Below are 20,058 nucleotides of genomic sequence, written 5' to 3' on the forward strand. Positions count from 1 at the left end.
CGGGGCACCCGCCACGGGATTCTGTCACACACGGCGCATCAAAGCGTCGCAGCCTGTGCGGGTATCAGGCCGCGCGCTTCCAGGCCTCCAGCGCCGGATTGCTGTCGGGGGTGATCACCGCCAATGAAAGGCCCGCGTCATTGCCGGTCGCTGCCACGCGGGGGCTGTCGCTGCGCAGGGCCTTGATGGCGCTGATGTTCTCCAGCACCTGCGGCAGCCTTGTCACCGTGCCTGCGATCTCGCGCTGGAATTGCTGGGCTTTGACCTGATGGCGCGCGCCGAAATAGAACGACACGATCACCCCCAGCAACCACCACAGCGGCTCCGGCACCAGCGCGATGCCCTGCATCCGTTCGGAAAACCACAGCGGATCGACCATGGCAGAGACGAACAAACCCATCGTCCCCAGCGCCAGCGCCGGACGCGGCAGGCGGTTTAGCCCATCCATGAAACGGTCAAAGCCGCCCTGCCGCGCCACCGCGAATTCCGCACCATATTGCGACATCGCCTGCCCCTGTGACGCGGCGGCCCGCACCGCCCCCGCCTCGGCGTTCTCGCGAAAGACTTCCACGGTTTCGCGCACCACATTGCGCTCACCGCCAAACACCATCCCGAAGATGCGCCCGATCAACCCCATGCCGAAACCCTTTGCTGAAATGCCGCCGTGCTGAGGTGATACTGCGGCGAGATGAACTCCTCCGCCCGGAGGATCCATCCCCCCTTGCCGCCCGCCCGGTTGCGGGCATATTTGCGGCTGGCCGGGCGGCGGTCGGCCAGTCGGAAATAGTAATTGCGCCGGGCAATCCCATAGGCATCGACAAAGGCATCCGCCCCGCGCCGCATCGCGCCCCGCACCGCGCCGATGGTCTGCGGCCCCAGCACACCGTCCACCGCGACGTCATAGCCCATCTGCCCCAGCAGCCGCTGCAGGATGCGGATCGCGTTGGCACCCGCGTTGACATACATGTCGAAAACGCTGGGCTGAAGCATCGTCGGCAGTTCGCCGATCAACGGCCGTTCGAAATAATGCCGGATAAAGATGTCGACGGCCTGCCTGCGGGTCAGGTGGCGCACATCGCTCACATCGACCTGCCCGTCGCCGGTCAGGTCCAGCCCCAGCCGCCGCATCGTGTGGATCGTCACGCCGAAATTGGTCGCACCGCCCGGATCGTCGGGATCATTCACAAACCCGCCTTCCCGTGCCACGATCTCTTCGGCGATCTGCCTGACCGTCTGCATGTCTGCCGCTCCTTGCCCTGTGATCGGGGCAAAGACTGATCAGGATATGGTTAATGGATCTTGCGTCAGCGCACGTTGCTCAGCCTTCGGGGTCCTGATAGACGCCCTGTTCCTTGAGCGCGTCCACGACCTCCTTCGGCATGTAGGTCTCATCGTGTTTTGCAAGGATTTCAGTCGCTTCGAAGACGCCATTCACGTAGCTTCCGGTGCCGACCATGCCCTGTTTCTCTTCAAAGAGGTCGGGCAGCACACCGCTGAATGTCACCGGCACTGTCGCTCCGCCGTCGGTCACGCTGAAGCGCACCACTTCGCCGTCGCCGCGGATCAGACTGCCCTCTTCGACCAGCCCACCGATGCGGAAAACCTCGTTCGGTGCGGGCGGTTCGGCGATGACCTGCGACGGCGCGCGGAAAAAGTTGATCCCGTCGCGCATCGCATAGCCGATCAGCGCGGTGGAGGCGATCAATGCCACCACCGCCACGGCGATCACTTGGATACGGCGCTGTTTCTTCAGGCTTTTCATCGGCTTACCGGGTCCTCACGGAAACAGGGGCGCCATCATCAACCCCTCGGTCTCTTCAATACCTAACATCAGGTTGGCATTCTGCAACGCCTGCCCGCTTGAGCCTTTCGTGAGATTGTCGAGCGCCGCGATCACCAGCGCCCGCCCCTCGATCCGATCCGCCACCACCCCGATGTGGCAAAAGTTCGAGCCGCGGATGTGCCGCGTGCTGGGGGCTTCGCCCAGTGGCAAGACCTCGATGAACGGCTCGGCTTCATAGGCACTTTTCAGTGTATCATGAACGGCTTGCGCCTGACCTTTCACGTAGCATGTCGCCAGGATGCCCCGGTTGGCCGGGACCAGATGCGGCGTGAACTGCACCTTGACGGGCCGCCCCGCCACCGCCGAGAATTCCTGATCGAACTCGCCAAGGTGCCGGTGCGTGCCGCCCACCGCATAGGCGTGGTAGCCTTCGGACAATTCCGCGTGCAGCAGGTTTTCCTTCAGCGCCCGCCCCGCGCCGGAAACCGCGCACTTCAGATCCAGGATGATCTCATCCAGGTCGATCACCCCGGCCGAAATCAGCGGGCGCAGGGCGAATTGCCCTGTCGCGGCGTTGCACCCCGTGCCTGCCACCAACCGCGCGGCGGCGATTTCCTTGCGGTAGAATTCGGTCAGGCCGTAGACGGCCTCTTCCTGCTGCGCCAGCGCGGCATGGTCGTTGCCATACCATTTCTTGTAGGCCGCCGGGTCACGCAGCCGGAAATCTGCCGACAGATCGACGATCTTCAGGTCCTTCGGCAGGGCCGCGATCACCTCTTGCGAAGTCTTGTGCGGCAAGGCGCAAAAACACAGATCAATGCCGGAAAAGTCGATTTCCTCAATGGTCACAAGCTCTGGCAGATCAAGATGACGCAGGTGCGGAAACACCTCTGCCATGCTTTGTCCGGCCTTCGAGTTTGCACCCAAAGCCTTGATTGTCATGGAGGAATGGCCGGCAATCAGCCGGATCAGTTCTGCACCCGTGTAGCCGGATGCGCCAAGGATGGCGATGTTATGGGTCATGTCGTGGTCCCTCTTGCAGGGGATGGAATATCTGGGGTTCAGGCGGCGGTGAATGTGATCGGTCGTCGCAGGAACTGCGTTGCGCGGGAGCTGACCTGTTTGGGGTCGCCCGTCGTCAGGAAGGCGTCACCGCCCTTGCCCATCATGTCGGGATGCCGCCTCAGGTAATCCGCGAGGCTTTCCGCCACGAGATTCGCCTGACTGAACACCTCGACCCCGGCGCCCAGCGCATCCTGGAACGCCTCCTGCATCAGCGGATAATGGGTGCACCCGAGGATCGCCGCCTGCGGGGTCGGCATCTTGCGTTTCAGCGCATCGACATGGCTGCGCACCAGGGCCTCCGCGAGAATATAGTCGCCCTCTTCGATTGCGTCGACCACACCGCCGCAGGCCTGCGCCTCCACATCCACGCCGATGGCGCGGAACGAAAGCTCCCGCTGAAAGGCGCGGCTTGCCACGGTTGCGGGGGTCGCGAAAAGCGCCACGTGGTTCAGCGCCACCTCGCGCGGCGGAGAATTGTCGCCCCACTGACGTTCGGTCAGCGCCTCGATCATCGGCACGAAGACACCCAGCACCCGTTTGTCCGCAGGCACCCAGGATTCCTGCATCCGCCTTAACGCCGCGGCCGAGGCCGTATTGCACGCCAGCACGACCAGATCGCAGCCCGCATCGAACAGCCGCTGCACCGCCGCGGTGGTCAGGTTGTAGATGTCGTCGGAGGTCCGCACGCCATAGGGCGCATTGGCGCTGTCTGCGAGATAGGCGAAATTCACCTCGGGCAAACGCGCCTGCACCGCCTGCCAGACGGTCAGACCGCCCAGCCCACTGTCAAAAATACCAACCGCCATGTCGTCCCTTCAGGCACGGTGCCTTGCTTCGAATTCATACCCCAGCTCATGTGCATGAACCGGGGTTGGGGACAACTCATATGTGGCTTTGCGCAGGAAATCCATCATCGCTTTTGCATCGCCGCGAAGCGGGTCCAGAACGTCACGCCGCAGCGGCGCGCCGATCGACACGCGCACCGGCGTATCGACCCGTTTTCGGAACTCCTTGATCAGCAATCCCATGCGCAGCGTGGAATGCAGGTGGCTGGCAATCTGGAACATGCGGCTGCATTGACCGTCGAAGAAGACGGGCACGACGGTCGCATCGGACTTGGCGATCATGCGGGCGGTAAAGCCGCGCCAACCCGGATCCATGGGCCGCGAAAAGGGTCTGGCTGCCGTGCTGACGGTGCCGCCGGGAAAGATACCGATCGTGCCGCCCTGTCCAAGGTATGCCAGCGCCCTGCGCCGGGTGTCGAGATTCTGCGCCAGCGCCTCGCGGGTCTGGGAAAAGTCGATGGGCAGCAGGTGCTGGTTGAGGTCAGGCGCACGGTTCAGCGCCGCGTTGGCCAGTAGCCTGAAATCCCCCCGCGTGCGTGACATCATGTGACCCAGCATCAGGCCGTCAAGAATGCCGTAGGGATGATTGGCGATAAAGATCACAGGGCCGTCGCGCGGAATGTCGTCCAGGCTGCCCGACACCACGTCCAGCGTCAGCCCGTAGCGCGCGACCATCACATCGAAAAAGCACGCCCCGGCGCCGATCTCCTGTTCGTATCCCACCGCCCGCCGGATCAGATCAAGGCGCCCGGTGGAATTCTCCATCAGTCGGATCAGCGCCCGCCCCCCGCGGCTTTGCGCGGACCAGGAATAGGAAATATCGCGGGCCGGGGCCGGGCTCAGTTTCGGCATGACTGCACCTGCAATCCATCTCTGCCTGTATCATATCGGCAGAATGCGACAGGTGCGTGACAGCTATTCCGCCGCCTTCGCGGTCTCCGCCCCTCCGGCGCGGATCACCGACAGCAGTTCCTCGCGCCGTTTGGCGGCCTTGGCTTCGTTGGCCTGTTTCACCGGGCCGAAGCCACGGATCTGCAAGGGAAGCTCCGCCAGCGCCACGATGGCATCCCGGGTCCGATCTGTCAGCTTGGGCAGCACCTCGGCCATGTCGGTCTCGTACTGCTTGATCAGCGCACGCTCCATCTTGCGCTCCTGGGTGTAGCCGAACACATCCAGCGGCGTGCCGCGCAGGCGCTTCATGCCCGCCATCATCCGCAGCGGTCCTTGCAGCCACTGGCCGAATTCCCGCTTGACCGGGCGGCCGTCCGGCCCCTGTTTCGAGATGATCGGCGGCGCCATGTGAAAGGTCATCCTGAAGTCGCCGTCAAACTCTGCCGCCGCCTTTTCCCGGCTGCGCAGCAGCAGGCGGGCGACCTCGTATTCGTCCTTGTAGGACAAGAGCTTGTGATAGCCCAGCGCCACGGCTTCCTTGACCCTGGGATCGCTGATCCGGTCCAGCATCTTGCCATAGCGTTTGGCCAGTCCCTTGCCCTGATAGCCGGTCAGATGCTCCTTGCGATAGGCGATCCTGTCATCCAGCGACTTGGGCAGTGACACGACCTTGGGCGTGATGACCGCTGCCGCATCCTCGGGATAAAGCACCGCCCAGCGCCCGATCTCGAAGGCGCGCAGGTTACGCTCGACCGCGGCGCCGTTCAGACGGATCGCGTCCTCGATGGCCTCGAAGCTCAGCGGGATCAGGCCCTTTTGCCAGGCCCCGCCAAAGACCATCATGTTGGAATAGATGCTGTCGCCCAGCGCCGCCTTGGCCAGATCCGAGGCATCGAACAGCGCCACATCCTGCTTCAGCCGCGCCTCAAGCGCCAGCGACAACCGGTCGTAGGGCATGTTGAATTCGGTATCGCGGGTGAATTCACCGGTGATGATCTGATGCGCGTTGACCACCGCGCCGGTGCGCCCCGCCCGCGTCAGACCAAGCGTCTTGTGACCTGCCGACACCACAAGGTCCCCGCCGATCAGCGCGTCGGCCTCGCCGGTGGCGACCCGGATGGCGCTGATGTCCTCGGGACGCTCCGCGATGCGGCAGTGGATATGGACCGCGCCGCCCTTCTGGGCAAGGCCCGCCATCTCCATCATGCCCGCGCCTTTGCCGTCGAGCTGGGCGGCCTGGGCCAGCACCGCGCCGATGGTGACAACGCCGGTGCCCCCGACGCCGGTGATCACGACGTTATGGGTGCCCTTGATCGCCGGAAGAACGGGCGCAGGCAGGTCGGGGATGTCGATCTTTGTGGTGGGGTCCTTGCGCACCTGCGCCCCTTCCAGCGTCACGAAGGATGGACAGAACCCCTTCAAGCACGAGAAATCCTTGTTGCACGAGGACTGGTCGATCGCGCGTTTGCGGCCCAGCTCGGTCTCCTGCGGGACGATGGACACGCAGTTCGACTGCACGCCACAGTCCCCGCAGCCCTCACAGACGTCGGTGTTGATAAAGACGCGCTTGTCCGGGTCGGGAAACAAACCGCGCTTGCGCCGGCGGCGTTTCTCGGCGGCGCAGGTCTGAATATAGACGATGGCACTGACGCCCTCGATCTGCTCGAACTGCTTTTGCACGTTCATCAGCTCGGCGCGTTCATGCAGCGGCACGCCCTTGAATGCGGCGAAATCCACGTCTTCCTTCTCGTCATAGACGACCGCCAGATCCTTGACACCCATCGCGCGCAGTTCCGCCACGATGCGCGGCGCGTCGAGATCGCCCTCGTTGTGCTGGCCGCCGGTCATGGCCACCGCGTCGTTGTAGAGGATCTTGAAGGTGATGTTCGTCTTGGCCGAGATAGCGGCGCGGATCGCCTGCACGCCCGAATGGTTGTAGGTACCGTCACCGAGGTTCTGGAAAACGTGCTTGCGGGTGGAAAAGGGCGCCTCCCCGATCCAGTTCGCGCCTTCCCCGCCCATATGGGTAAAGCCTGTCGTTTCGCGGTCCATCCACTGCACCATGTAGTGACAGCCGATGCCCGCGTAGGCGCGTGCGCCCTCCGGCAGTTTGGTCGATGTGTTGTGCGGACAGCCTGAGCAGAAATAGGGCAGCCGCGCCGCGATGTCTTCGGCATTGTCGGCCCGGCGCGCGTCATCCAGCGCCTCCAGACCTACCCGGATGCCGTCCGTCTCGCGGCCCTCTTCCAGCAGGATGCCGCCCAGTTTCTCGGCAATCCAGATCGGATCCAGCGCACCGCGCGTCGGGAACAACTCCTCTCCATGCTCCATGCCCGCACCGGACTTGTGCCAGCCATAGACGCGGCGATTCTTGTCGTGGAACAGCGCCTCCTTGATCTGGATCTCGATCAGCTTGCGCTTTTCCTCGACCACGACGATCAGGTCGAGCCCATCGGCCCAGTCGTGGAAACCCTGCATGTCCAGCGGGAAGGTCTGCCCCACCTTGTAGAGCGTCAGGCCCAGCCGTTCGGCTTCGTTCTCGTCGATGTTGAGCAGGCTCATGGCGTGCACGAGATCGAGCCAGTTCTTGCCGGCCGCGACAAGACCGATCTTGGCCCCCCGCTTGCCCCACATCCGCTTGTCCATCTTGTTGGCGTGCGAAAAGGTTTCGGCTGCAAACCGCTTGTAGTCGATCATCCGCGCCTCCTGCAGGTGCGGTGTGTCCTGCAGCCGAATGTTCAGCCCGCCCTCGGGCATGTCGAACTCCGGTACAGTCAGTTTCATCCGGTGCGGATCGCCGTTGACCACACTGGTCGCCTCGACCGTGTCCTTCATCGTCTTGAGGCCCACCCAAAGGCCGGAAAACCGGCTGAGCGCCCAGCCATAAATCCCGTAATCCAGAATTTCCTGCACACCCGCCGGGCTGACCACCGGCATATAGGCATCCACCATCGCCCATTCCGACTGGTGCAGCACGGTCGAAGATTCGCCGGTATGGTCGTCGCCCATCGCCATCAGGACACCACCATGCCTGCTGGTGCCTGCCATATTGGCATGGCGCATCACGTCGCCCGACCGGTCCACCCCGGGCCCCTTGCCGTACCACAGCCCGAAAACGCCGTCGTATCTGCCCTCGCCGCGCAGTTCGGCCTGCTGCGACCCCCAAAGCGCGGTTGCCGCCAGATCCTCGTTCAGCCCCGGCTCAAAGCGCACCTGGTGTTCGGTCAGAACCTTCTCGGCCCGCGCCATCTGCAGGTCCACCGCCCCCAGCGGGCTGCCACGGTATCCGGTGACATAGCCGGCGGTGTTCAGCCCTGCGGCCCTGTCCCGCGCCGATTGCATCAACATCATCCGCACCAGCGCCTGCGTGCCATTCAGCAACACAGGGCTCTTTTCCAGGTCGAAACGGTCGTTGAGTGAAATCTTCTGCGTCGTCATGGCGTCCTCCCCAGGGGCGAATGTCTCGCTTTATACGGGATATATAGGTCATTGATGCTGACCTGTATAGGTAGTTTTTGACGAAACACTGGCAATAATCCTGCGCACCGCCTTTATATTATCTCCATTTAGAGTAGAGACGAGCAAAGCCAAAGAAAGCGCCGATCATGGATTGGGACAAACTCAGAATCTTTCACGCTGTCGCCGATGCCGGTTCGCTCACCCACGCGGGGGACAAACTGAACCTGTCCCAATCCGCCGTCAGCCGGCAGATCCGCGGGCTGGAAGAGCAATTGAATACCAACCTCTTTCACCGCCACGCCCGGGGGCTGATCCTGACGGAACAGGGTGAGCTGCTGTTCGACGCCACGCGGTCGATGACAAAACGTGTCGATGCCGCCACCGCGCGCATCCGCGACAGCGAGGAAGAAGTCTTTGGCCAGCTGCGCGTCACCACCACCACCGGGTTCGGCACCTTGTGGCTGGCCCCCCGGATGCCCAAGCTCTACGAGAAATACCCTGACCTGTCGGTCGATCTGATGCTCGAAGAACGGGTGCTTGACCTGCCGATGCGCGAAGCCGACGTGGCCATCCGGATGAAGGAACCCAGCCAGGCGGACCTGATCCGCAAGAAGCTGATGATGATCCGCATGTGTCTGTATGCAACCCCCGCCTACCTCGACATCAACGGAACACCCAAGCAGATCGAAGACCTTCAGGACCACCGCCTGATCTGCCAGAACACCGACAGCGCACAGGTCGCCGCGGGGCAGAACCTCGTCCAGCAGATCATGCTGAACGACGTGCGGTCCCTGCTGACGGTGAACAATTACTTCGGCGTGTTGCAGGGCGTGCTGCACGATCTCGGTATCGGGGTGTTGCCGGACTACCTGGTGCAGGATTTTCCCAACCTCGTGCAGGTGCTGCCGGACACCGAGTCGGCTGATGTTCCCGTCTTTCTCGCCTACCCCGAGGAACTGCGGCAGTCCAAGCGGGTCGCCGCCTTCCGCGACTTTGTGCAGGATGAGATCATCACCTACCGTAAGCGCCTGCGGGACAAGGAAAACAGCTAGCCATGCGCAACGCGCATACCGGACATGCTGTGAAAATTGCAAAACTGACTTGATCCGATGCGTGCTGCTGCCTAATTGAGCGATATGAAGATTGAAGCGCTTCGAACATGTTTCTGGCGCATCGCTTCATACCTCCCTGTTGGACTTGGGCCGAGCTTCGTGCTCGGCCTTTTTTTTGCCCTTCCCCGGCCCCCGGCATCGGTGGCGGCTGCGGATCAAATCCGTCGCGGGTCGCGCGCAGCTTTGCCCTTTTCCCCTCACCGCGCTTCAATTAAGACGGGCCAAGCGACGCCACCGGGGATACCAGCACATGACCGAACCTGAGATCACGCCAGAGATCATCAAAGCGCACGGGTTTACACCCGACGAATTCGCCGAGGTGAAGAAAATTCTCGGGCGGGCGCCCAATTACACCGAGATGGGCATCTTCTCTGCCATGTGGAACGAACATTGTTCCTACAAGTCATCGAAGAAATGGCTGCGCACCCTGCCGACCACCGGCCCGCAGGTGATCTGCGGCCCCGGCGAAAACGCAGGCGTGGTGGATATCGGCGACGGCCAGGCCCTGGTCTTCAAGATGGAAAGCCACAACCACCCCTCCTACATCGAGCCCTACCAGGGGGCCGCAACCGGCGTTGGCGGCATCCTGCGCGATGTCTTCACCATGGGCGCGCGGCCCATCGCGGCGATGAACTCGCTCAGCTTCGGGCGGCCCGACCACCCCAAGACACGGCAGCTTGTTCATGGCGTGGTCGCGGGGGTCGGCGGCTACGGCAACTGCTTTGGCGTGCCCACCGTGGGCGGCGAAGTCCGCTTTGACGCGGCCTACGACGGCAACTGCCTGGTCAATGCCTTCGCGGCGGGCCTTGCCGATGCGGACAAGATTTTCTACTCCGCCGCCAGCGGTGTCGGCATGCCGGTCGTCTACCTCGGTGCCAAGACAGGCCGCGACGGCGTCGGCGGGGCCACGATGGCATCGGCCGAATTCGACGATACCATCGAGGAAAAGCGTCCCACCGTGCAGGTCGGCGACCCTTTCACCGAAAAGCGCCTGATGGAAGCCACGCTGGAACTCATGGCCACCGGTGCCGTGATCTCGATCCAGGACATGGGGGCTGCCGGCCTCACCTGTTCGGCGGTCGAGATGGGCGACAAGGGCGGCCTGGGCGTGCGGCTGAACCTCGAAGCGGTGCCGCAGCGCGAAGAGAACATGACCGCCTATGAAATGATGCTGTCGGAATCCCAGGAACGCATGCTCATGGTGCTCAAGCCCGAACTTGAGGCCGAAGCGCGCGCCGTCTTCGTCAAATGGGACCTCGATTTCGCGATTGTGGGCGAAACCATCGCAGAGGACCGGTTCCTCATCACCCTGAACGGAGAGGTCAAGGCGGACCTGCCGCTGAGCAAACTCGCCTCTACCGCCCCCGAATACGACCGCCCGTGGGAAGAGACCCCGCCCGCGGAGCCGCTGACCGATGTGCCAGGGGTCGATCCCATCGACGGGCTGCGCGCGCTGCTGGCCGATCCCAACTACGCTTCCAAGGCCTGGGTGTACGAGCAATACGACACCATGGTCATGGGCGACAGCGCCCGCACGCCGGGTCTGGGCGCGGGCATCATACGGGTGCACGGCACCGAGAAATCCATCGCCTTCACCTCGGACGTGACACCGCGATACGTCAAGGCGAACCCGGTCGAGGGCGGCAAGCAAGCGGTCGCCGAAGCCTACCGCAACCTCACTGCCGTGGGGGCGACGCCGCTGGCGACGACCGACAACATGAACTTCGGCAACCCGGAAAAGCCCGCGATCATGGGCCAGTTCGTGGGCGCCATCAAAGGGATTGGCGCCGCGGTCGAGGCACTGGATATGCCCATCGTGTCCGGCAACGTCTCGCTCTATAACGAAACCGACGGGACCGCGATCCTGCCCACCCCGACCATCGGGGCGGTCGGGCTGATCAACCACCCCGATGACATCATCGGCTGCGAGGTGCGCGATGGCCATGTGGCGCTGGTGCTGGGCGAAACGACGGGCCACCTGGGCCAGTCCGCCCTGCTGGCGCGTGTCCACGGACGGGTGGAAGGCGACGCGCCGCCGGTCGACCTGGACACCGAACGTGCCCATGGCGATTTCATCCGCGCCAACCGGACCAATATCAAGGCCTGCACCGACCTCAGCGATGGCGGCCTGGCACTGGCCGCTTTCGAACTTGCCGAGAAATCCGGCGTCGGCGTCACGCTGGACACGGGCGATACCGCCACCCTCTTCGGCGAGGACCAGGCCCGCTACCTGATCGCCTGCAACTTCGACCAGGCCGAGGCGCTGATGACGGCAGCCGGCGCCGCGGGTGTGCCGCTGTCCTATGTCGGCAAATTTGGCGGCAGCGAGGTAAGCTTCGGCAGCGTCTCTGCCCCGTTGGCCGACCTGTCAGAGACCTACCGCACCACCTTCGCCGCAACTTTCGCCTGAACCTTGGTTTCGGAGCCGCCTTTGCTTGCGCAAGGAAAGGCGGCGCGCGGGGCGGTTGCCAAGGGAAATCGCCGAGGGGCCCCTTTGGGGAGACGGCTATTTCCCTTGGGAAGCGACGCGCGCGCTGCCATGACGGGCGCGATCAAAGACGGCGCCGAAATCCATTGGTTTTGGTGAGACCTGCAGCGGAAAACAATAATGTAATGCGCCCTTGGGCGCTCAATTTTCCAACACCCCCATCAGGCGCATCTTCTCGCCCGCATCATCCGGTTTCGAGATCACAGCCGCCAGTTCCTCCAGCGAGGCGATGGAATGGCCCGCGCGAAAACTGTCCACATGCGGCAGCATCGCGCGGATGCCCGCGGCCTTGGGCGCGAACCCGTCCCAGCGCAGCAGCGGGTTCAGCCAGATCAGCCGCCGCGCCGTCAGATGCAGGCGCTGCATCTGGCGCGCAAGGTCCTCTGGTGCGTCGCGGTCCAGCCCGTCGGTGATCAGCAGCACCACCGCGCCCTGCCCCATGACCCGGCGCGACCAGTCGCGGTTGAACGTCTCAAGACATGCCCCGATGCGCGTGCCGCCCTCCCAGTCCTGCGCCTCTGCCCCGGCGGCGGCCAGGGCCGCATCCACGTCACGGGTGGCGAGGTGCCGGGTGATGTTGGTCAGACGGGTGCCGAAGGTAAAGGCATGCACCTGCGCCCAGCCCGCGCCGCGCGCATTGCTGACCGCATGCAGGAAATGCAAAATCACCCGGGAATACTGGCTCATCGAGCCGGAAATATCGCAAAGCACCACAAGGTTGGGATACCGCGGACGTGGTGTCTTGAAGGCCAGCCTGTCCATTTCACCGCCCCGGCGCAGCGCGCCGCGCAGGCTGCGGGCGGCGTCGATCCGGCCCCGTTGCGACACCATCCCGCGCCGGGAGGGGATCGGTCTGACCGGCAGTTTCAGCCGCGCCAGCATCCTTTTCGCCTCGGCCATCTCCGCCAGGCTCATCTGCTCGAAATCCAGCGTCTTGAGCCGTTCGGAGGCGGACATGGTCAGGCTTGCGTCCACCTCGATCAGCGCATCCTCGTCGCGCGGCTCCTCCGGGTCCTCGGCCTGCGGGGCCTCTGCCCCGTCCAGCAGCGCCTCCGCCGCGCGTTTCTCGGCGGCCTGGGCGGGCCGGTCTTCCTGGACGCCCCGGATCGCGGGCAGCATCGCCGCCATCATATGTTCCAGGTACCGCGGGTCACGCCAGTAAAGCCGGAACAGCTGGGCAAAGACGCGTCTGTGTTCGGGGCGGTTTACGAAACAGGCGTGCAGGGTCCAGTAGAAGTCGCGCTTGTCGGTGAAACCCGCCGCCTGCACGGCCCGGATCGCGTCGATGACGCGGCCGGGGCCGATGGGCAGGCCTGCCCGGCGCAGCGCGCGGGCGAAATGCGTGATGTTGCCCGCCAGTTTCGGGTCGTCAGGAAGGTCGAGCGGCAGGTATTCAGGCATCTGCCGGCTCCTGGGGGCGCTGCCCCCAGACCCCCGGAGGTATTTCTGGCATAAAGAAGATCACGCGGGCTCGAGGCTGGCACGCGCCTGGTCGAGAATCCGCTTGGCTTCGGACCCCTGGAGTTTCGCGATATCGTCCTGGTATTTCAGCACCGCGCCGAGCGTGTCGGCGATCACTTCGGGCGAGAGGGTCATGACATCCAGCGCCAGCAGGCATTTTGCCCAGTCGATGGTTTCGGCGACGCCCGGCTTCTTGAACAGATCCTCTGTGCGCAACTGCTGGACAAAGGCGACCACCTCGCGGCTCAGCGCCTCGGCGGCTTCGGGCGCCCGGGCGGCCAGGATCTCCATCTCGCGGTCGAAACCGGGGTAGTCCACCCAATGATAGAGGCAGCGCCGCTTGAGCGCGTCATGCACCTCGCGGGTGCGGTTGGAGGTCAGGATGACGATCGGCGGCTCCGGCGCCTTGATGGTGCCCATTTCCGGAATCGTCACCTGAAAATCGCTCAGAGCTTCCAGCAGGAAGGCCTCGAAAGGCGCGTCGGTGCGGTCCAATTCGTCGATCAGCAGGATCGGCGCGCCGTTCTCATCCGGTCGCAGGGCCTGCAGCAAGGGGCGTTCAATCAGGAACTCGTCGCTGAAAAGCGATTTGGTCAGCGCGGCACTGTCCGCGCCGCCGGTCGCCTCGGCACTGCGGATCGCCACCATCTGGGCCGGAAAATTCCACTCATAGACCGCCGAGGCCGCGTCCAGCCCTTCGTAGCACTGCAGGCGGATCAACCGGCGGTTCAGCCCCGCCGCCATGGCCTTGGCGATCTCGGTCTTGCCGACGCCTGCCTCTCCCTCAAGAAACAGCGGCCGGCCCAGCCTGAGGCTCAGGAACACGACGGTGGCAAGTGCGCGCCCGCAAACGTAGCCCTGGCCATCCAGCATCTTCTGGACCGCGTCGATGGATGTCATTTCAGTCATGGTGCCTCCCCGATGCAGACAAAGGTGCATCTGCACCCGGCGGGGTCAAGGTGCCAAAAAGTGCCGATTTGTCACGCGTTGCCGCCCGCATGCGCGCCAGATTGACGTGATTCGAAGCCGCTGCCATAATATTTACGAATAACGATGAGGTTGGGGGCATACTGCCACCGAACCCCGAGGCGGAAGATGAGACAGACAACAGACACCCCGATGACGGTCGGCGGCTGAGGCCATGCACATCACGGCGGTCACCTGCGTCAAGAATGAAGGGCCCTTCCTGCTGGAATGGATCGCCTTTCATCGTCTCATCGGCGTCACGGATTTCCTGTTCTATTCGAACGATTGCACCGATGCGACGGACCGGCTGCTGGACCGGCTTGCGGCGCATGGCATCTGTGCCCATCTGCCGAACCCGGCGACCAACCGCAACTACCAGATGCAGGCGCTCAAGGCCGCGCGGCGGCATCCGTCGGTCCGCAAGGCCGACTGGGTCTGGGTGGCGGACGTGGACGAATTTTTGAACATACACGTGGGTGATCATACGATCCCCGCGCTGGTCGCGGCCTGCGGCGATCCCGAGGCGATTTCCGTCACCTTCCAGTTCATGGCCAACGACGGCGTGGACACCTTTGAGGACAAGCCGGTGATCACGCAGTTCCTGCGCAGCCACAATCCCGACATCTGGTGCGCCGAGACCGCGATCGAGGTCAAGAGCCTGGTCCGGCGGGATTTCCCGCTGGAGTATTTCGGCGCACACCGTCCCTTTCACGACGAAGCGAAGGCGCGGCCGCGCTGGACCGACGGGTCCGGCCGACCGGTGCCGCCCCCGTTTCGCAAGCGCCTGAACAAGCGCCGGATCCGCGCCTTTCCCGCCAGGGGCGCCCGTGCCTTTGCCACGCTGAACCATTATGCCCTGCGCTCGCTCGACAGTTATCTGGTGAAGAACGACCGGGGCGACGTGAACCGCGAACACCGCGCCTTTGACGATACCTACTGGCGCGAACGCAACGATGCGGCCTGGTTCGACGACAGCATCCTGCGCTACGAAGCGGCCCTGCGGGACGAGATGGACCGGCTGAAGGCGCTGGAAGGTGTGGGCGCGCTGCATGACGAGGCTGTCCGCCTGCACCGCGCGAGGCGCGATGCCCTGCTGACGCAGGACAGCTACCGCGCGATGCAGGCCCAATTGCGCGCGGCCTGCCCCTATGCAGCCGCCGAAGCAGCCTTGCGCGATGAAATCGGCCTGCAACCGGGAGAGCTGCTTTGAGCCGTTTGCGTGTTGTCAATCTGGCCCTGCCGAAAACCGGCACCACCACGCTGACGGATGCGCTGCGCCACGCGGGGCTGACGGTCGCCGACTGGAAGATCCGCCCCGGCCAGAGCAGCCGCAGCGACATTCCGCGCCAGCATTTGGGCAAGGTGATCTACGAGGATTACTTTGCCACTGGCGATCCGCTGGCGCGGCTGGATGAATTCGACGTGATCAACGAAATGTCTGCCGTTCGGGAAGACCGCTCGCTCTGGCCGCAGACCGACTGGGGGCTGATCAGTGCCATTGCCACGCATCATCCCGGTGTGCGCTTCATCCTGACCACCCGCGACCCGGCAAAAGCCGCCAACAGCATGATGCGCTGGAACAATCTGGGCAAACGTCGCCTTCCGCAGGCCGATGTGCCGGGCCTGCCGCGCGGCTTTGGCGGTACGGAGGATGAGCTGGCCCGCTGGATGGCGGGGCATTACGCCTTTTGCCGCCACGTCTTTGCCGGGGCGGAGAACTTCATGGAATATGACATCGACGATACGGATGCCCCGACCAAGATCGGAAGTTATCTGGGTCTCGACCTGCCCTGGTGGGGACAGAGCAACGCCGGCAAGTCCCCGGTGCAGGAGGCAGGGTAGATGCGGCTTACACTGTTTATCGGACCTTCGGAGAAAGCGGCCATGCGGTTGCGGGGCCTGTTCAAGGAAAAGCAGGGGCCGCTGGCCAAGCAGGGAGTGACCGCGCCCGACTGGAACCACGTGCGGCTCTATGCCGCCTGCGCCGAGGCCGAGGAGGTCAGCGCGCTGCGCCACAAGCGGGGGCTGGACAACCCGCTGGTGCAGCAGACCCTGACGGCCGAGTTCCAGAGCCTGCTGGCAAAGGACCTGGCTGAGATGAAGGGCGATCACGTGGTGCTTGCCGCAGCCCAGCTGGGCAGCCTGTTGTCCCAGCCTGCCGAACTGGCACGGCTGCACGATCTGCTGACCCCGCATTTCGACCGGATCGACATCGTGGCACATCTGGATGAACAGGCCCGCGCGCTGGCGCATCACTACAACCTGGCGGTGCTGGACGGGCGGCGGCGCGATCTGACCCAAGAACTGGCGCTGGCGGGACATAAGGACTGGTGGAAAGGCGCGCTGGCCCTCAGGGGCGAGAACGACAGCTACCTCGCGCAGTTCAACGACGTGCAATGCCCGCCCTTCTGGCTGGACTACAGGGCGCTGCTGGGCGCCTGGGAAAAGGCATTCGGCAAGGGACGTGTGACGCTGCGCCCGCTCGACCTTGGCGCACTTTGCGCCGATACCGGGACGGCGGAGCTGGAGAGCGTGCTGGACGTCAAGGGCTTGGGCAAGGCGCAGCCCGACCGCATCCCGCAGGCGGAGGCGGCTGCATCCCTCACGCGCATCCGTCAGATGAACGAAGGGCTGTTCCGCTATGCCAAGGCCAGGCAAATCATCGTTGACCGCGAGTTCTGCCAACAGGTGCGGATGAACGTGCGCGTGGGCGGTCCACCCATCCCGCCGGGCAGCCTTCACGCCATTTCGGGCCATTTCAAGACGGCGAATGCCGCGCTGGTCAAACGCTTTCCCGACCTCAAGGCCGCGCTGACACCGGACAGAGCCGACGCGGACTGGCACGAAGCGGACCCGACCTTTGGGTTCCGCGCGACGCAATATCTGGCCGCCTTCGCCTTTGGCATCCACAAGAATGCCACGCCCATCGCCAGCAAGCGCGCCGAGGCCGAAGCGGTGGAGGAAGCGGCGGAAAAGTTCGACGAATTGCTGCCCGCCGATGGCGCAGACGGGACCGAGCAGAACGCGAACATCCGGCTGCTGAACCGGGTGAAGGTCAATCACCAGATGGTGCTGTCGACCCAGTTCCGCCCGCACAACAACCTGGGCGCCGTGAACGAAGAAGAGCTTGGCGCGGCCTACACGCCTGCCCCGCCCCGCGCGCTCCCGCCCGGATCGACCGGGAACGTGATCGTCGGCTGCATGAAGAACGAAGCGCCCTACATCGTCGAATGGGTCGCCTACCATCGCGCCATCGGGGTCGATAACTTTCTGATCTACACCAACGATTGCAGCGACGGCACCGACGCGGTGCTGGGCCGGTTGCAGGACATGGGCGTGATAGAGCATCGCAACAACGACAACTGGAAGGGCAATTCACCCCAGCAATATGCGCTGAACCAGGCCATGAAGGAACCGGTGATCCGCAATGCGGAGTGGATCATCCACATCGACGTGGATGAATTCATGAACGTGCGCACCGGCAACGGCACGCTCGACGATTTCTTTGTCGCCGTGCCCGACGCCACAAACGTGGCGATGACCTGGCGGCTGTTCGGCCACAACGGCGTGACGGAATTGCGCGACGACTTCGTGATCGACCAGTTCGACACCTGCGCGCCGAAATACTGTCCCAAACCGCATACCGTGTGGGGCTTCAAAACCATGTTCCGCAACATCGGCGCCTATGCCAAATTGTCCTGCCACAGGCCGAACAAACTGGCGCAACCCTTTGAGGACAAGGTGAAATGGGTCAACGGTTCAGGCCGGGACATGACCCGTGACGCCGCCCACAACGGCTGGCGGTCGTCAAAAAAGAACGTGGGCTACGACCTGTTGCAGCTCAACCATTATGCCCTGCGCTCGGCTGAAAGTTTCCTGATCAAACGCCAGCGTGGCCGGGCCCTGCATGTGGATCGCTCCATCGGGATCAACTACTGGATCCGCATGGACTGGTCCGATTTCCGCGACATCACCATCAAGCGCAACATTCCAAGGGTTCGCGCGGAGTATGACCGGCTGATGCGGGACAAGCAATTGCGCGCCGCCCACGACGCCGGTTTCGAATGGCACAAGGCCAAGGCCCGCGAACTGCATGGAATGCCCGAATTCCGTGACCTTTACAGCCAGGCGCTGGAGGTCAAACTGAACGAAACGGAGCGGGTGGCCTATGCGCTCTCGCTCGACATGGAGAGCTGAAACATGGACGGCAACACGGTTGACAAGCCCCCCCGCAAGGCCCGCGCCAAAGCCAACGCGCAATTCGTGATGTCGCGCGGCATGCGGTTTCCCAAACATCCCGACATCATCCAGGGCCGGGTCCGCAAGCTCTTGCGCACCAACCAGTACGAGGCGAAGGAAACCGAAGCGGCACTGCGCGTGGTGCGTGAGGGCGACGTGGTGATGGAACTGGGGGCCGGGATCGGCTACATGTCCACGCTGGTCGCGACCAAGCGCAAGATCGCCTCCGTCCATTCGTTCGAGGCCAATCCGCATCTGATCCCCTACATCCAGACGGTGCACGCCGCCAACGGCGTGGAGAACGCGGAAGTGACCAATGCCATTCTGGGTCCGCGCAAGGGCACGGTGGATTTCTACGTGCGTGACGCTCTGCTGGGATCGTCGTTGCAGGTTCTGGAGGGTGAAGTGGACCCGCCCGCCACCAAGGTCGATGTGTTGAACATGAACACGGTGATGAAGGACATCAAACCCAATGTGCTGATCTGCGACATCGAAGGCGCCGAAGCGGATCTGATCCCGCAGATGGACCTGTCAGGCCTGCGCGCCGCGATCCTGGAGACCCATCCACAGTGGATCGGCCCCGAAGGAATCAACAGGATTTTCAAAGCCTTCATGGACGCAGGGCTGGCCTATTATCACCGCGGCTCTCAGGGCAAGGTCGTCTGTTTCCGCACGGACTGGTAAGTGACCCACGCAGCCCTTCTGTGCGTCCGCAACGAGGGCGCTTTCCTGCTGGAATGGCTGGCGCATCACCGCGCGGTGGGCTTTGATCATTTTGTCGTCTTTTCGAACGACTGCCAGGATGGCACCGATGACATGCTGGACCACCTTGCGACGCAGGGCTGGCTGACCCATGTGCGCAACGATGGGCCCTACGACAAGGGCGGTATCCAGTTCACCGCCCTGAAGGCCGCGGCAAAGCTGGACGCGGTGCGCCGCGCCGACTGGCTGTTGCCGCTGGATGTGGACGAATTCGTCAACATCCACACCGGAGACCACACGCTGTCCGCCCTGCACGCGGCGCTGCCGGACGCCACGGCGATCACACTCACATGGCGGCTGTTCGGCACGGCGGGCCAGGTCCGCTATCACGATGCCCCGGTGACAGAGACATTTACCCGCTGCGCCCCTGCGGTGCTGCACTGGCCCTGGCGCGCGGCGATGTTCAAGACGCTCTACCGCAATGACGGTACCTACCGTAAACCGGGCGTCCACCGCCCCCGCGCCCCAGACCCCGCGAAGCTGGAACGGGCGCGGTGGTTCGACGGCGCCGGTCGCCCCCTGCCCGACCAGTTCAAGACCAAACGCATCTTTTCAAACTTCGGTCAGGACAATTACGGTCTGGCACAGCTGAACCACTATCCGCTGGGCGCGCTGGAATCCTATGTGCTCAAGGCCGACCGGGGCCGTGCGGTGCACGCGGATGACCTGCTGGGCCTGGACTATTTCATCGAACGGAACTTCAACACCGACGAGGACACCAGCATTGCCGCCATCGCCCCGCGGCGGGCCCCGCTGCTGAAGGAACTGCACGCCGACCCGGCGCTGGCCAGGATGCACGCGGCCGCTGTCACCTGGCGCAAGTCCCGCTTTGACGCGCTGCTGCGGCAGGAACCCTTCCGCGCGCTTTTTGGCCGTCTGATGATGGCCCAGCCGACGAAACCCCTGCCCCCGCAGGCCGCGCGGTTCCTGATCCATCAGGCCAATCTCGCCCGGCAGGCCCAGGGGGATTAGCACCAATTTCGCGAG

At 63.8% G+C, this 20,058-nt stretch carries 16 protein-coding genes; 7 read left to right on the forward strand and 9 right to left on the reverse strand.

Annotated features, from left to right (window positions below; all coding sequences use genetic code 11):
* Positions 1–64: 64 nt before the first annotated feature.
* The 7 genes from FIU94_RS15370 to FIU94_RS15400 all read right to left on the reverse strand — a co-directional run bounded on the left by FIU94_RS15370 (position 65) and on the right by FIU94_RS15400 (position 8,022).
* Complete coding sequence (locus tag FIU94_RS15370) at positions 65–637, reverse strand: holin family protein (protein WP_152466608.1); 573 nt, start codon at positions 635–637, stop codon at positions 65–67.
* Positions 628–1,239, reverse strand: a complete 612-nt coding sequence (locus FIU94_RS15375; RefSeq protein ID WP_152466609.1) for a holin-associated N-acetylmuramidase — start codon at positions 1,237–1,239, stop codon at positions 628–630. The genes FIU94_RS15370 and FIU94_RS15375 overlap by 10 nt, the downstream gene beginning before the upstream one ends.
* Before the next feature lie 79 nt (positions 1,240–1,318).
* Entirely contained in the window at positions 1,319–1,762 is a 444-nt protein-coding gene (ccmE, locus tag FIU94_RS15380; protein WP_152466610.1) for a cytochrome c maturation protein CcmE, read from the reverse strand.
* 15 nt (positions 1,763–1,777) lie between these two features.
* A complete protein-coding gene (gene argC, locus FIU94_RS15385) occupies positions 1,778–2,806 on the reverse strand; it encodes an N-acetyl-gamma-glutamyl-phosphate reductase (RefSeq protein ID WP_152466611.1) in 1,029 nt (342 codons plus the stop codon).
* Between the two features lie 38 nt (positions 2,807–2,844).
* Positions 2,845–3,654: a glutamate racemase gene (locus FIU94_RS15390; protein ID WP_152466612.1), complete on the reverse strand. Its 810-nt coding sequence runs from the start codon at positions 3,652–3,654 to the stop codon at positions 2,845–2,847.
* A 9-nt stretch (positions 3,655–3,663) separates the two neighbouring features.
* Positions 3,664–4,545, reverse strand: coding sequence for a lysophospholipid acyltransferase family protein (locus tag FIU94_RS15395; RefSeq protein ID WP_152466613.1), 882 nt, complete (start codon positions 4,543–4,545; stop codon positions 3,664–3,666).
* Positions 4,546–4,608: 63 nt separating this feature from the next.
* The gene (locus tag FIU94_RS15400) at positions 4,609–8,022 is read right to left on the reverse strand and encodes an indolepyruvate ferredoxin oxidoreductase family protein (protein WP_152466614.1); all 3,414 of its coding nucleotides are present in this window, start codon (positions 8,020–8,022) and stop codon (positions 4,609–4,611) included.
* A 167-nt stretch (positions 8,023–8,189) separates the two neighbouring features.
* Here FIU94_RS15400 and FIU94_RS15405 point away from each other — a divergent pair, with 167 nt between their 5' ends.
* Together FIU94_RS15405 and purL are read left to right on the forward strand one after the other, a co-directional pair.
* The gene (locus FIU94_RS15405) at positions 8,190–9,095 is read left to right on the forward strand and encodes a LysR family transcriptional regulator (protein WP_152466615.1); all 906 of its coding nucleotides are present in this window, start codon (positions 8,190–8,192) and stop codon (positions 9,093–9,095) included.
* 310 nt (positions 9,096–9,405) lie between these two features.
* On the forward strand, positions 9,406–11,565 hold the full coding sequence (gene purL, locus FIU94_RS15410; protein ID WP_152466616.1) for a phosphoribosylformylglycinamidine synthase subunit PurL: 2,160 nt from the start codon (positions 9,406–9,408) through the stop codon (positions 11,563–11,565).
* Positions 11,566–11,784: 219 nt separating this feature from the next.
* Here purL and FIU94_RS15415 read toward each other — a convergent pair whose 3' ends face one another.
* On the reverse strand, positions 11,785–13,044 hold the full coding sequence (locus FIU94_RS15415) for a VWA domain-containing protein (protein WP_152466617.1): 1,260 nt from the start codon (positions 13,042–13,044) through the stop codon (positions 11,785–11,787).
* A gap of 60 nt (positions 13,045–13,104) precedes the next feature.
* A complete protein-coding gene (locus FIU94_RS15420) occupies positions 13,105–14,013 on the reverse strand; it encodes a MoxR family ATPase (RefSeq protein ID WP_152466618.1) in 909 nt (302 codons plus the stop codon).
* 232 nt (positions 14,014–14,245) lie between these two features.
* Between FIU94_RS15420 and FIU94_RS15425 the strand changes: the two genes are divergently transcribed.
* The 5 genes from FIU94_RS15425 to FIU94_RS15445 are packed head-to-tail and all read left to right on the forward strand — an operon-like array spanning position 14,246 to position 20,043.
* Complete coding sequence (locus FIU94_RS15425; protein WP_152466619.1) at positions 14,246–15,280, forward strand: glycosyltransferase family 2 protein; 1,035 nt, start codon at positions 14,246–14,248, stop codon at positions 15,278–15,280.
* A complete protein-coding gene (locus FIU94_RS15430) occupies positions 15,277–15,912 on the forward strand; it encodes a sulfotransferase (protein ID WP_152466620.1) in 636 nt (211 codons plus the stop codon). Before FIU94_RS15425 ends, FIU94_RS15430 begins: the two co-directional genes overlap by 4 nt.
* The gene (locus FIU94_RS15435; RefSeq protein WP_152466621.1) at positions 15,913–18,267 is read left to right on the forward strand and encodes a glycosyltransferase family 2 protein; all 2,355 of its coding nucleotides are present in this window, start codon (positions 15,913–15,915) and stop codon (positions 18,265–18,267) included.
* A 3-nt stretch (positions 18,268–18,270) separates the two neighbouring features.
* Entirely contained in the window at positions 18,271–18,993 is a 723-nt protein-coding gene (locus FIU94_RS15440) for an FkbM family methyltransferase (protein ID WP_254702555.1), read from the forward strand.
* On the forward strand, positions 18,994–20,043 hold the full coding sequence (locus FIU94_RS15445) for a glycosyltransferase family 2 protein (RefSeq protein ID WP_152466622.1): 1,050 nt from the start codon (positions 18,994–18,996) through the stop codon (positions 20,041–20,043).
* The last annotated feature ends 15 nt before the right edge of the window (positions 20,044–20,058 follow it).

Origin of the sequence: Sulfitobacter sp. THAF37, from assembly GCF_009363555.1 — a bacterium.
Taxonomy (GTDB): domain Bacteria; phylum Pseudomonadota; class Alphaproteobacteria; order Rhodobacterales; family Rhodobacteraceae; genus Sulfitobacter.

What these genes read in the sequence shown, in the direction of transcription:
- FIU94_RS15370 (WP_152466608.1), bottom strand. Translation starts at nt 637, where the DNA reads ATGGGGTTGATCGGGCGCATCTTCGGGATGGTGTTTGGCGGTGAGCGC.
- FIU94_RS15375 (WP_152466609.1), bottom strand. Translation starts at nt 1,239, where the DNA reads ATGCAGACGGTCAGGCAGATCGCCGAAGAGATCGTGGCACGGGAAGGC.
- ccmE (WP_152466610.1), bottom strand. Translation starts at nt 1,762, where the DNA reads ATGAAAAGCCTGAAGAAACAGCGCCGTATCCAAGTGATCGCCGTGGCG.
- argC (WP_152466611.1), bottom strand. Translation starts at nt 2,806, where the DNA reads ATGACCCATAACATCGCCATCCTTGGCGCATCCGGCTACACGGGTGCA.
- FIU94_RS15390 (WP_152466612.1), bottom strand. Translation starts at nt 3,654, where the DNA reads ATGGCGGTTGGTATTTTTGACAGTGGGCTGGGCGGTCTGACCGTCTGG.
- FIU94_RS15395 (WP_152466613.1), bottom strand. Translation starts at nt 4,545, where the DNA reads ATGCCGAAACTGAGCCCGGCCCCGGCCCGCGATATTTCCTATTCCTGG.
- FIU94_RS15400 (WP_152466614.1), bottom strand. Translation starts at nt 8,022, where the DNA reads ATGACGACGCAGAAGATTTCACTCAACGACCGTTTCGACCTGGAAAAG.
- FIU94_RS15405 (WP_152466615.1), top strand. Translation starts at nt 8,190, where the DNA reads ATGGATTGGGACAAACTCAGAATCTTTCACGCTGTCGCCGATGCCGGT.
- purL (WP_152466616.1), top strand. Translation starts at nt 9,406, where the DNA reads ATGACCGAACCTGAGATCACGCCAGAGATCATCAAAGCGCACGGGTTT.
- FIU94_RS15415 (WP_152466617.1), bottom strand. Translation starts at nt 13,044, where the DNA reads ATGCCTGAATACCTGCCGCTCGACCTTCCTGACGACCCGAAACTGGCG.
- FIU94_RS15420 (WP_152466618.1), bottom strand. Translation starts at nt 14,013, where the DNA reads ATGACTGAAATGACATCCATCGACGCGGTCCAGAAGATGCTGGATGGC.
- FIU94_RS15425 (WP_152466619.1), top strand. Translation starts at nt 14,246, where the DNA reads ATGCACATCACGGCGGTCACCTGCGTCAAGAATGAAGGGCCCTTCCTG.
- FIU94_RS15435 (WP_152466621.1), top strand. Translation starts at nt 15,913, where the DNA reads ATGCGGCTTACACTGTTTATCGGACCTTCGGAGAAAGCGGCCATGCGG.
- FIU94_RS15440 (WP_254702555.1), top strand. Translation starts at nt 18,271, where the DNA reads ATGGACGGCAACACGGTTGACAAGCCCCCCCGCAAGGCCCGCGCCAAA.